The 11,915-nt window shown below is 73.4% G+C and carries 7 protein-coding genes and 1 pseudogene; 4 read left to right on the forward strand and 4 right to left on the reverse strand.

The annotated features are described in order from the left end of the window. The first annotated feature begins 920 nt into the window (after positions 1-920). A complete protein-coding gene (locus P8T65_RS13745; protein WP_316725699.1) occupies positions 921-1,172 on the forward strand; it encodes a hypothetical protein in 252 nt (83 codons plus the stop codon). A gap of 423 nt (positions 1,173-1,595) precedes the next feature. On the opposite strand, the gene P8T65_RS13750 is transcribed toward P8T65_RS13745, so the two are convergent. The 3 genes from P8T65_RS13750 to P8T65_RS13760 all read right to left on the reverse strand — a co-directional run bounded on the left by P8T65_RS13750 (position 1,596) and on the right by P8T65_RS13760 (position 6,495). Continuing rightward, on the reverse strand, positions 1,596-2,177 hold the full coding sequence (locus tag P8T65_RS13750; protein ID WP_316725700.1) for a hypothetical protein: 582 nt from the start codon (positions 2,175-2,177) through the stop codon (positions 1,596-1,598). A 125-nt stretch (positions 2,178-2,302) separates the two neighbouring features. Further along, positions 2,303-2,740, reverse strand: coding sequence for a DoxX family protein (locus P8T65_RS13755; RefSeq protein WP_316725701.1), 438 nt, complete (start codon positions 2,738-2,740; stop codon positions 2,303-2,305). Positions 2,741-2,820: 80 nt separating this feature from the next. After that, entirely contained in the window at positions 2,821-6,495 is a 3,675-nt protein-coding gene (locus P8T65_RS13760) for an AAA family ATPase (protein ID WP_316725702.1), read from the reverse strand. 270 nt (positions 6,496-6,765) lie between these two features. Between P8T65_RS13760 and P8T65_RS13765 the strand changes: the two genes are divergently transcribed. From P8T65_RS13765 to P8T65_RS13775, 3 genes are all read left to right on the forward strand, one after another. Then, a complete protein-coding gene (locus P8T65_RS13765; protein WP_399098879.1) occupies positions 6,766-7,467 on the forward strand; it encodes a LuxR C-terminal-related transcriptional regulator in 702 nt (233 codons plus the stop codon). Between the two features lie 141 nt (positions 7,468-7,608). Continuing rightward, positions 7,609-8,265: a DUF4255 domain-containing protein gene (locus tag P8T65_RS13770; RefSeq protein WP_316725703.1), complete on the forward strand. Its 657-nt coding sequence runs from the start codon at positions 7,609-7,611 to the stop codon at positions 8,263-8,265. Further along, the gene (locus P8T65_RS13775) at positions 8,262-10,340 is read left to right on the forward strand and encodes an ATP-binding protein (protein WP_316725704.1); all 2,079 of its coding nucleotides are present in this window, start codon (positions 8,262-8,264) and stop codon (positions 10,338-10,340) included. Before P8T65_RS13770 ends, P8T65_RS13775 begins: the two co-directional genes overlap by 4 nt. Before the next feature lie 121 nt (positions 10,341-10,461). Here the strand turns inward: P8T65_RS13775 and P8T65_RS13780 are convergent. Further along, a pseudogene (locus P8T65_RS13780) lies at positions 10,462-11,865 on the reverse strand (ricin-type beta-trefoil lectin domain protein). Between the last annotated feature and the right edge of the window lie 50 nt (positions 11,866-11,915).

The raw sequence follows: 11,915 nt of genomic DNA on the forward strand, positions 1-11,915 counted from the left end.
GTGTTCTGCGGGCCGGAACCGGTGCCGGTGCCGTTCTTGACCTACAGGAGATCGGGATCGCGCACGCCGGGGCACGGCTCCAGTTCCGCAAGCTCTCCGCGTTGATCGCAGGGTCATGCATGGTCTGCACAATCGTGAGATCCAGGGCCAAAGTGGAACAGGGCCACAACGTGCCGCACGAGAGGTAACGCGATCTGAGACCGGGCCACTTCACACCGGACTGAGGACTCCAAGGCAAGTCTCTCCACTATGCAGACCGCACAAAGAAGGGGCACCTGGGACAGCACCTGCAGGGCCGAGATCGGATGCCCCCCTGCACGCACGCTGCACAAATGGCCACCGGATGGCCACCGGCGATCACTCCGAATTCGATGCAGAAGCCCTCAGGGCCATGAACTCGCAGGTCACAGCGGTGCACCGAAAACCGGACACAAGCTGTGAACCGGAGACCTACGCATTTCGATGCACAGACCAGCAGTGCCCGATTCGCCGGATATCCAAGGTCAACGAAAACAGAGAACCCCAGGTCAAAGGCCTGACCTGGGGTTCACCATGGAGCCGCCTTCGGGATTCGAACCCGAGACCTACGCATTACGAGTGCAGGGCTCACCGAAGCCCTCGGATGCCGCCCGAGCATCAACGGACCCGGCCCCGCAAGCGCCTCACGCAGCACGGGATACCTTGTAATCAGCCCTCGACAAGAAGTCCCCGAAAAGTCTCTGGCGTACCCCAAGGCAAGCCTAGACATGCCAAATTGCAGGCCAACGCCATGATCAACAGTCATCCGCGTGTACGTGAAGTGCAAGGAGACCGCGCGGGGCGGGCTGGCGGTGAACATCATCGAGTGCTGAACGGGCGCCGGGGAAGTCCAGGCTCGGAGCGCGGACAACGACCGGGGTCTTCATTGGTATTCTCCCGCTATGGCTGACACCACGATCAAGATCGACGAAGCCATAAGGGATCGTCTCCGCACACTGGCCGAAGAGCGCGGACTCAGCACTCGCGCGTACGTGGAGCGCATGGTCGCGGCGACTCCCACCGCGGACGAACGGGCCGAGCGGACGGCACACGTCCGCGCGAACCTGCGGCCGGATCTGACCGATGAGGACGCGCGCGAGGCTCAGGCCTGGCGCGCGGAGATCGCGGCTGGCCGCGTGGGGGAACGCCGGTGATCGTTCTCGACCACACGGCGGTGGTCGCCCTGTGCAGGGGCCACCGTCTGCTCTCCGGCCTGGCCGTGGTCGAAGTCGAGGATCCGCCGCAACGCGGGCACGCCCCCGCATTGTGTCTGTTCGCGGCAGGCACGGAGCTTCCTGGTGCGGTGGCGCACGTGGGGGCGCTTCCCGGCCTGGAGTTCCTACCCCTCGACTTCGCGGTGCCGCCGCCGAGGAACAGGCGACCGCCGCGGGCATCGACTGGCGGCACGCGCACGCGGTCTATGCGTCGGCGGCTGGCCAGGGCGAAGGCCAGGTACTGACCGCGACCCCGGAGGCGTACGACGGCACGGGTGTCTGGGCGGTGGACATCGGCAAGCCGTGAGCACGGTCGGCACGGCCACCCGATTCGATGCCGCCGCCTGTCTCCGGGTCCAACCTCTACCGCTCCTCCATGTCCGGGAGCGCGGGGCGGCAGGGGTGGGGCGTGGGCTCCGGGGCGGGGTGGTAGGGGCGCAGGACGGGGTCGAGCAGGAGGGTGAGCGGGGCCTCGGTGGGGGTCTCGTCGGCGGTCGCGGCGAGGAAGTCGGTCTCGACGGGGGCGAGTTCCCCTATCAGGGTGTCGAGCGGGTGGGCCGCGACGAAACGGGCGCAGCTGTTGCCCACGAGCATGACCGCGAGGGGCTCGTCGCCGTGCTCGGGCAGGCCGAGACAGACGTCACCGCCCCAATACAGGACCGGTGCCTCGGTGCCCGCATGGGCGAAGCGGCCCGCCCCCGCCAGCATCAGCAGGGCGGTCTGGGTAGCGGTTGCCTCGCCGTGGTAGTCGTACAGATAGACCTCCAGGGCCACTGCCTGCGGAGAGTCCGCGAGTGCGTTCAGCTCCCAGTCCGGCTCCGTGCCGTCCAGGGCCCAGCCCGTGTACATCGCCGACGGGTTCTCGATGATGCCGAGGTCCGGCAGGGGCGTGCGCAGCCATGCGTCGAAGCCGTCCCGCGACATCGGTATCCGGGTCGCGAGCATGAACGAACGAGCGCCCGTCGGGTGCCTCCTCGGGGCGACGGCTGCGGTGGTGCACCGCACCCTGGTCGCGGCCGTCCGCGCCGATTCGTTCCTGCCGCGTCCGCGTGGTGAAGCTCCGTAGCGGGTTACGTGGTTCCACGTACGGGGCTGGTGCGGGCCTCGCGGCCGGTGAGGCCCGAGAGGGACAGGGCGCCCGGGCCGGCGAAGACCAGCAGGAGGAAGCCCCAGCAGAAGAGGACAGGGGCGAGGCCGCCGTTCTGGAGGGGGAAGAGACCGTCCTTCTGGTGTTCCGTGAAGTAGGCGAAGGCCATGATGCCCGAGCTGAGGAACGCGGCGCCACGCGTCGCCACGCCGAGGAGGATCAGGACGCCGCAGGTCAGCTCGATGACTCCCGCGTACCAGAAGGGCCAGTCGCCGACCGGGCTCGCCTTGCGGTCCAGGATGCCGAAGACCGTGGCCGCGCCCTCGCTGGTGAACAGCAGGCCCAGGACGATGCGGAACAGGCCAAGGACGAGGGGCTGACGTTCCGTCAGCCAGTCGTTCAGGCGGGGCGGGCTGCTCATGGGTACTCCTCGGGTGTGTCGGCTACGCGTGGGTGTTTCCGGTGCTTCCGGGTTTCCTACGCATCCGCCCGGCGTCCGGTTCACGGAATCGGGCGCGGACTTCCGGCCGACTTCGATAGGGGTGCGTCGCGGGCTTCTGGCGGCGTGACGGGGCGGATGCGCCGAGGCGGATCAGGGGCCTCCCCGGTGCCGGCGAGGGCCGCGCCGAGTTCCGATCTGCGGCGGATGCCCAGCTTGCGGTAGGTGCTGGTCAGATGGGTCTCGACGGTGCGGCGGGCCAGGTGGAGGAGCTGCCCTATCTCGGTGTTCGTGCGGTTCTGGGCGGCGAGTTCGGCGATACGGCGCTCGCCGGCGGTCAGGGCGGAGGGGCCGGTGAGCGGGGTCGCCGTGCGGCGGGCACCGCCCTCGCGCAGCGCCGACTCCGCGAGGGCGCGCATGCGGTGGGCGCCGAGGCGCTCGGCGCGTTCGGCCGCCTCCCGGAACGCGTCCCGGGCCCGCGCCCGCTCCCCGACGGCGACGAGCCCTCGCCCCTGCGCCACGAGCGCCGGTATCAACTCCGCGTCGACGGGCGCGAACGAATCGGGCGTCATCCCCCGCCGACCGTCCGCGGCCACCGATCCACCGCCGTCCGCCGTGGCCCGGCCACCGGCCCACGGCGCGGAACCGTTTCCGTCCGGCGACACCGCCCCGTGACCGTACGCCGCACCGCGCCGGTCTCCGACCGGCGGCACCGCCTCGGCCGTGGTCGGCGAGGGGGGCCGTTCCACGTGCGGGGCGACGGGCTTGGTCGTTCGCGGGTCAGGGGTGCGTGCCGCGTCCGCCCGCGCCGCGGTCCACCGCCCGCCCGCGGTGACGGCCCGTCCGACGCCGGATGGGTCCGTCGTCGATCCGCCACCCGGCGCCTCCTCTGCCGGTCGGCCGCCGCCCGGTGTCTCGGACGTAGCCCAGCCGGTGATCGACGAGAACGCGGACGTCCCGTCCGTCGGCCGGCCGCCCACTGCTCGCACCGGGCCCGCGCCCAGTGCCCAGCCGCGCATCGCCGTCACCCTCGCGGGCGCGCCGCCCGCCGCCGAGGCACTCCACAGGGAAGGGCCACCGCTCGCCGCCGTGGCGCTCCACGAGGTCGCGCCGCCGCTCGCCGCCTCCCCCGTCGACGGCCCTCCGCCCGAAGTCGCCGCACCCCACCGCAGCGGGCCGCCACCCGACGCGTCGGCGCCCCACAGCGCCGGCCCGTGGTGGGCGGCGGCGGTCTCCGGCGGCGCGGCCGTGGCCCCGGGTTCCCCGGGGCCCTCCGTGCCGTGGCGGAGGAGGTGCACCGCCCGGTCGGCCAGGTGGAGGCCACGGTGGCCCCGGGTGGCCGTGGCGAGCGTGGTGAGGGCGCGGCCGACCACTCGGGGCGTGTTCCAGACGGTGGCCAGGGAGAGTTCTTCTTCGGCCAGGGCCAGGGCCTCGTGGGGGCGGCCGAGGGCGAGGTGGCACTCGGCGGCGGCGGTGCGCCAGGGGGTGACGACCGGGCTCGCCACGTCCCGTGCCGCCTGGCGGCGACCGCACTCCAGGAAGTCGTCCAGGGCGGCCGCCGGGTCGCCGGTGGCGGCGCGGAGGAGTCCACGGGCGTAGAGGAAGCGGTTCAACTCCCAGGTGTCGTGGGCGTTCTGGAGGTCGAAGACGTCGGCCAGGCGCGCGGCCTCGTCCGTCCGGTCGCTCTCCACGAGGGCGATGACCGCGTGGGCCAGCGCGTTGGCGGACTCCGAGCGGCCCGCGACCGCGCGCCTGACCTCGGGGTCCGCGAGGACCTCCCCGTGGGCGCCGCGCGCGGCGGTGATGTCGACGCGGACGTTGCGCAGGGCCAGGTGCATGGGGTGCAGCAGGGAGGTCCGCCGGCCGTCCAGGCCGCGCCGGACCAGCCGTTCGGCCTCGTCGAGCTGGTCGGCCCACTGGGCGACCGCGGCGGCCGTGCCCAGCAGGAAGACCTCGTCCGTGGGGTCGACCGGCTGGGCGAGCAGGGCCCGGACGCGGTCCATCGCGGCGGCCGCCGAGGTCAGGCCGGCGGTGGCCTCGTAGCGCACCAGGAGCGCCTGCCCCGGGGTGCCGACCAGGTGGGGGGAGGCCTCGGCGGTCTCGCGCAGCCGACGGTAGACCTCCCGCCGTACGCCCTGGTCGTGGTCGGAGAGCAGCGCCGAGGCGGTCTGGACCGTGCGGATCAGGTCCGGATGGTCCGTCAGGTGCTCGTCGTGCAGCCCGCGCAGCACGTCGACGGCGGCGCGGGCCTCGCCGCGCCGGGCCAGGGCGGTGCCGAGCGCGACGGCCGCCTGGACGCGCTCGCGGGGCGGGCCCGGCTGGCGCATCGCCTCGACGAGCCGGGGGATGCCCGCGCCGGGCCGTACGGTGGCGTACTCCAGGGAGCCCAGTTCGGTGAGGACCACGGTGCGGCGGGCGGGCGGCATCGGTTCGTCGAGGGCGCGGCGCAGGAGGGCGAGGGCGTCGTCGCTGCGGTCGTCGCGGACGGCGAGGTCGGCGGCGTCGAGCAGGGCGACAGCCGCCCAGGTTTCGCCCACGGGGCCGCAGCGCAGCAGTTGGCCGGCGACGGCCGCGGCGCTGTCACCGCGGTGCAGCATCGCCTCGGCGGCCCGGCGGTGGGCGGCCTGCCGGTCGGCGCCGGCCCAGCCGCCGAGCACGGCGTCCCGCAGCAGCGGGTGGGCGTAGCGCGGCCGGCCCTCGGTGTCGGGGCTCAGCAGGCCGAGGCCGGTCATGGCGGTGAGCCAGCCGGGTACGCGGGCGGGGTCGACGCCGGCCGTGCGTGCGAGCAGGTCGGCGTCGATCGGCACGGGGGTGCCCTCGCCGACGGGCGAGGGGGCGTTCTCGTCACCCCGTGCGGAGGTGCGAGCGTCACCCGGTACGCGGGCGTGCGTGTCGTCCAGCGCGGCGAGTGCGCGGGCGACCTCGACGGTCGCGGGCCCGGCGCTGTCCAGCCACCAGGACACCGCGGCGGCGTAGTTGCCCGGGTAGAGCGCCGCGCAGGTGTCCGGAAGGGCAACCTCGAAGGCCCCGGGGTCGGTGTCGCGGAGGTCGGACAGCAGGGCACGCAGCAACAGCGGGTTGCCCGCGCCCGCGCGTAAGCACGCGTCGACCCGCTCCGGCGGGGCACCGGCGTGGACGGTGCGGACCAGTCGCGCGGCGGCGTCGGGGCTCAGCGGGGCAAGGGTGTGGGTGTGCACGAGGGCGGGCGAGAGGGCGTGCGCGAGACCGTCCGCCGGGGGGTCGATGTCGTACTGGCCGCGCTCGGTGGCCACCAGGAGGACCGGCAGCCGGTCGATGCGGCGGACGGCCTCGACGAGCCAGCGGCGGGAGGCGGGGTCGGCGAAGTGGACGTCGTCCACGGCGACGAGGAGGGGGGACTCGGCCGCGTAGGACCGCAGCAGGCGCCACAGCCGGGCGGGCCTGCCCCGGTGCGGCGGGGTGCCCGGCGGGTCCGGCGCCTCGCCCGCGACCTGGTCGAACTCCGGGCCGTGGGAGAGAAGTTGGAAGACGGTGCCGAACGGCACGGAGGTGTGCTCGGGCGAGCAGCGGGCCCGCAGGACCCGCATGTCGTTCGCCGCCGCCTGCTCGGCCGCGGACTCCAGGAGCGCGGTGCGGCCGGTGCCGGTGGCACCCCGGAGCAGCACCAGGCGACCCGAGCCGTTTCGGGCACGGGTTGCCTCCGCGGTCAGCAGCTCCATGGCCTCACGGCGTTCGAGAAGCGGTTCCGGCGGGCACATCGCTGTCTCCTTCGTGGAAGGTCGTTTTCCGCTTCCGTAGACGGGGCAGGGCCCGTCGGGGTGCACCGTTCGCGGACGTCGGCGTGAAAACGCCGTGGCCGGTCCCGCGGTCCCTCCCGCGGTGGCCCGTGGTCCCTCCCGCAGTGATCTCGTGGTGCATCTCGTGGTCCTCCACGATTGCGCAGCGCACACGACACACAGAAGTGTGAATCGAGCCCATCGGCCACTCCCCTCGCAGGAGCGGCGATTTCGTGCATACGGGAGAAACGGTTGCGCAGCACATTCCGGACCACGGACCCGGCGACGGCCCTGGCCGCGGCCACCGTCACGTCGGAGTCCCAGGAGACCCGGCGCCGCATCCCGGTCGTGGTCCACACCCTCGACCCGCTCTCCCGCGCCGGCGTGCTCAGCCAGCTGCGGGGGCACCCGGTGATCGGCCTCGTGGACGACACCGAGGTACGGCCGGGCACCGTGGCCGTGCTCGTCGGGGACACCCCGGACGAGCCGCTGCTGTCCGCGCTGCGCCGGCTGGTGCGCAGCGAGGGGGCGCGGGCCGTGCTGGTGGTGAGCACGATCCGCGAGACGGAGCTGCTCGATGTCATCGAGTGCGGGGTCGGGGCCATCGTGTGGCGGCAGGAGGCGACCGCGCACCGGCTGGCGCAGGCGGTGCTCGCGGCCTCGCGCGGGGACGGCGATCTGCCCGCCGATCTGCTCGGCCGGCTGATCAACCAGGTGGGGACGTTGCAGCGTTCGGTGGCCGGGCGCACCGGGGCGCCCCTGTCGGGCCTGGTACCGAGGGAGATCGACGTCCTACGGCTGGTGGCCGAGGGGATGGACACCGGCGAGATCGCGAGCAAGCTCTCCTACTCCGAACGCACCGTCAAGAACGTGATGCACGGGCTCACCACCCGGCTGCACTTGCGCAACCGGGCGCACGCGGTGGCCTATGCCCTCCGTGAAGGCTACATCTGATCGAACGGGCAGCCGAACCCGGCCAGTTGGGCACCGCACTCTGCCCGCCGGTTGTCCCCGGCGCGTCTACGGAGATGACCCCCGCGCCGGTCAGGATCGACGGACAGGCATCCGACACAGCAGGAGCACAGGAGCACGACCGTGATCCACGAGGTGGACGAGGTCCTCAAGGGACTGATCGGCGGTGGTGCCCTGGCCGGCTCCGGCATCGACGTCTCCTTCGAGGCCCCGACCCGCGACTGGGCGGCCCGGCGCAACGCGCCCGCCGTCAACACCTATCTGTACGACATCCGTGAGGACGTCTCGCGCCGCCAGCGCGGTCACATGCCGGTCCGCGACGAGCTCGACATCGTCGTGCGCCGCCGTCAACCGCCCCGCTGGTTCCGGCTGTCGTACCTGGTGACGGCCTGGACGAAGCAGCCCCAGGACGAGCACCGGCTGCTCTCCGCGGTGCTGGCCAATCTGCTGCGCCGGGAACTGCTGCCCGCCGACGAACTCCCGGGCGCGCTCGGCGCGCTGGGCCTGACCCTGCCGATCTCGGTGGCCGGGCTGCACACCGAGTCCCGGTCCCTCGCCGAGATCTGGTCCGCACTGGGCGGCGAGCTGAAGCCGTCCCTCGACCTCGTGGTGACCGCGCCGTTCCCGGCGTTCCCCGAGTACGACGCCGGCCCCCCGGTCACCGAGGGCGCGGCGATCCGGGTGCGCGGCATCGACGGCGGTCTGGAGGGCTCGGAGGAACGCGCGCACCGGCCGGGGCAGTTGGCGTCCGCGCCGATCACCGGGGAGCGGCGGCGGTGACCGTGCGCGTCGCCCGGGACACCGATGCCCTCCTGTTCCGGCTCGCCCGACTGCGCGAGCGCGTGGCCGAGTTGGTGGCCGAGCGCGGTGCCGGTGATCCGACGGCGAGCGATCCGCTGCGTGGGCTGTACCTGTCCGAGGAGGGCGTACGGCATCTGCTGGAGCCGTCCGCGCGGCCGGACGCGTCCGTGTTCGCCGACGCGCGACCGGGACCGGAAGCAGAACCGGAAGAAGGGCCGGATCCGGAACCTGGCCGGGAACCCCCCGCCGACGGTCCGCTGGAGCGGCTCGCGGGGCGGCTGGGGCTGACCGAGCTGGACACGCGGATCCTGCTCATCGCCCTGGCGCCCGATCTGGACCGCTCCTACGAGCAGTTGTACGGGTACCTGAACGACGACGTGAGCAGACGCCGGGCCACGGTCGGGCTCGCGCTCGATCTGTGCGGACTGCCCGTGCACCTCGCGCGGGCGCGGGCCCGGTTCAGTCCCTCGGCGCCGCTGAGCGCGCTCGGGCTGCTGACCGTCGAGGATCCCGAACGCCCCTTCCTCGGGCGCGGGTTGCGGGTGCCGGACCGGCTGGTCGCGCATCTGCTCGGCGACGACACGCTGGACGCGTCGCTCGTCGGCCATGTCCGTCCGCTCGCGTCGCCGTCGGCGGTGGCCGCGCCCTCGTCCGCGCCCTCGTCCGCGGAGGACGGCGGGTTCACGGCCCGGCTGGCCGCCCGGCTCACCGCCGCTCCGCTCACCGTGCACCTGCGGGAGCGCCGCGAGGGCGACGGTCTGCTGCGCGCCGGAGCCGCCCTGCAAGCGGCAGGCACGCGGGCGCTGCACTTCACGCCCCCGGCGGCCGAGGACGAGCTCTCCGCGCTCCTGCCCCGCCTGCTGCGCGAGGCCCGGCTGCGCGGGTGCGCGGTCGTGGTGTCGCCGTTGCCGGAGAAGCCGGGGCCGTTGTTCCGGGCGCTCACGGCGGCCGATGTGACCGTGCTGTTCGCGGGCCCGCAGCCGTACGACCCGCAGTGGTGCGACCGTGATCCGCTGGTCCTGGACGTGCCCCGGCCGCCCGCGGGCGCGGTGGACGCCTGGTCGGCGGCGCTCGGCGCCGGGGCGGACGGGCCGGGGTTCGACCTGGCCGCCACGGTCGCCCCGTACCGGCTCGGCGGTGACCGGATCGAGCGGGCGGCCCGCGCGGCCGTGGACCTCGCGGCGTTCGACGGCACCGAGGTGACCGCGGCCCATCTGCGGCTCGCGGCACGTCTGCAGTCCGCCTCCGGTCTGGAGCGGCACGCACGCCGGATCCGGCCCGACGTCGGCTGGGACGATCTGGTGCTGCCCGACAAGCCCCTCGCCCAGCTGCGGGAACTCGCTCTGCGCGCCCGGCATCGCGACCGGGTGCTCGGCGACTGGCGGCTGAGCGCCGGGGGCGGCCGGGGCCGGGGGGTGCTCGGGCTGTTCGCGGGCGAGTCGGGCACCGGGAAGACGCTGTCGGCTGAGGTCGTGGCGGCCGAACTCGGCCTGGACCTCTATGTCGTGCAGCTCTCCTCGGTGGTCGACAAGTACGTCGGCGAGACCGAGAAGAACCTGGAACGGATCTTCACCGAGGCCGACCGCACCGACGCCGTGCTGCTCTTCGACGAGGCGGACGCGGTGTTCGGCAAGCGCTCGGAGGTCAAGGACTCCCACGACAAGTACGCCAACATGGAGAGCGCCTATCTGCTCCAGCGGCTGGAGTCCTTCGACGGGATCGCCCTGCTGACCACGAATCTGCGGGCCAACATCGACGAGGCGTTCACCCGGCGGCTGGATCTGGTGGTCGACTTCCCGTTCCCGGACACCGCCCAGCGGCTGGCGCTGTGGCGGCACAGCCTGGCGGCCGTGCCCCGCGCCGACGACACGGATCCGGCGGCGGTCGCCCGCGACTTCGAGCTGGCCGGCGGTTCCATCCGCAGCGCGGTGGTCACCGCCGCCTATGCCGCCGCCGGACGCGGCGGCCTCGTCACCTCCGCCGACCTGCGGGAGGGCGCGGAGCGCGAGTACCGCAAGGCCGGACGGCTGGTGCCGGGCGAGGGCAACTGGTAGCGGGGCGGCGGCCGGTGGGGCGCGCCGAAGGCGGAGCGCCCCACCGAGAGGGCAAGGGCCGCCCGGCGGGTGGCGGGGCAAGGGCCGCCCGCCGGTGGCGGCCCCGCCACTCGGACCGTGACTACTTCACGCGCCACTTCTGGTTGGGCGTGCCCGAGCACGTCCACAGCTGGAGGTCGCCGCCGTTGCGGGTGGCGTTGTCCTTCACGTCGACGCACTTGTCGGCCTGCGGGTTGACCAGGTCGCCCTGGGTGCTGAGCACGAACTGCTGGGCGGGGTTGCCGCTGCACCTGGCCAGCTGGATGACCGCGCCGTCGTCCCGGGAGCCCCAGGCGACGTCCATGCACAGGCCGAGGGAGCGGACGGTGCCGTCGCCCCGGAAGTCCCACTTCTGGTTGGCCGAGCCGGCGCAGTCCCAGATCTGGAGCGGGGTGCCGTCCTTGCCCTTGCCGTTCTGCGCGTCCGTGACGTCGACACAGCGGTCCGAGCCCTGGCCGATGATCGCGAAGCCCTTGACGGTGGACGGCTTCTTCGTCTCCTTCGTCTCCGGTTCCTTCTGCGACCCGGATCCCGAGCCGCCGGATCCGGAGCCGGAGCCCCCGCCCGAACCGGAGTCGGTGTCGGAACCCGGATCCGCCTGCTCGGGCTCCTCCTCCTGCTGGGGAGCCTCGGGCGTCTCCGAGGGCAGCGGCGCCGCGGAGACGGTGGGCGCCGGGGCCATCGCGGACGGGCTGGCGCTCGGCAGAGTGGTCGTACCGGCCTGCTGGAGGTCGCTCGCGGCGCTGACGACCTTCGGCTGGTAGGCGAACCACAAGGTCACGAAGGTGATCGCCAGCGCCACGGCCACCCCGAGGCAGGTGGCGAGCCAGCCCGGCAGGAACCCCCGCTGGACATAGGTGCCGTCGACGGACTGCGGTGCCACGCCCGCCCGTTGGACGGCGAGCGCGTACGGTCTCTCCTCCTTGGACCCGAACCAGACGATCTGCCGGGGCTTCAGCGTGGCCTTCACGAACGCGGCACGGCCGGGCTCGATCTGCACATTGCTCGGGTGGATGTCGTACGACAACTGGTCGCCGTTGTCGCTGCCGCTGACGGCGGCGGTGACCTTGGTGTTGCCGAGGTTGTCGATGGCGAGCTGCGGACGGCCCCGCAGGCGTCACTTCACGGTGGGCGGGACGAGTTCCGCCCGCACCTCGGTGAACGGCGTGATCGTCAGGTTCCCCTCGGGGACCGTCGTGGCCTCCGGGTGCTGCGTGGGCGTGATCCGCACCGCGTACGGGTGGGGCCCGGCCGTCGCGTCGGGGGTGCGCGGCGGAGTGAACGTCAGCTCGACCGTGCCCGTGGTCCCCGGGTAGAGCCGCAGGGTCCCCGGCTCCACGGTCGTCCACGGCGCGACGTCGCCGACCGGCTCGAACCGGTACTCGTCGACCACGTCACCGGTGTTGCGCAGCCGCAGTCGTACGGTCGTACTGCTCCCCGGGTCCACGGTCGCGGAGGCGGGTTCGAGCGATGTCCAAAGGCTCACAGAGGGACGCTACGCGATTGGCCGCGTACGGTCAGGAGTCGCCGGGGCAG

This window comes from Streptomyces sp. 11x1, assembly GCF_032598905.1.
In the GTDB taxonomy this organism is placed as follows: domain Bacteria; phylum Actinomycetota; class Actinomycetes; order Streptomycetales; family Streptomycetaceae; genus Streptomyces.

Excerpts from the sequence above, each read along its gene's own strand:
- P8T65_RS13745 (WP_316725699.1), top strand. The coding sequence starts at position 921 with ATGGCTGACACCACGATCAAGATCGACGAAGCCATAAGGGATCGTCTC.
- P8T65_RS13750 (WP_316725700.1), bottom strand. The coding sequence starts at position 2,177 with ATGCTCGCGACCCGGATACCGATGTCGCGGGACGGCTTCGACGCATGG.
- P8T65_RS13755 (WP_316725701.1), bottom strand. The coding sequence starts at position 2,740 with ATGAGCAGCCCGCCCCGCCTGAACGACTGGCTGACGGAACGTCAGCCC.
- P8T65_RS13760 (WP_316725702.1), bottom strand. The coding sequence starts at position 6,495 with ATGTGCCCGCCGGAACCGCTTCTCGAACGCCGTGAGGCCATGGAGCTG.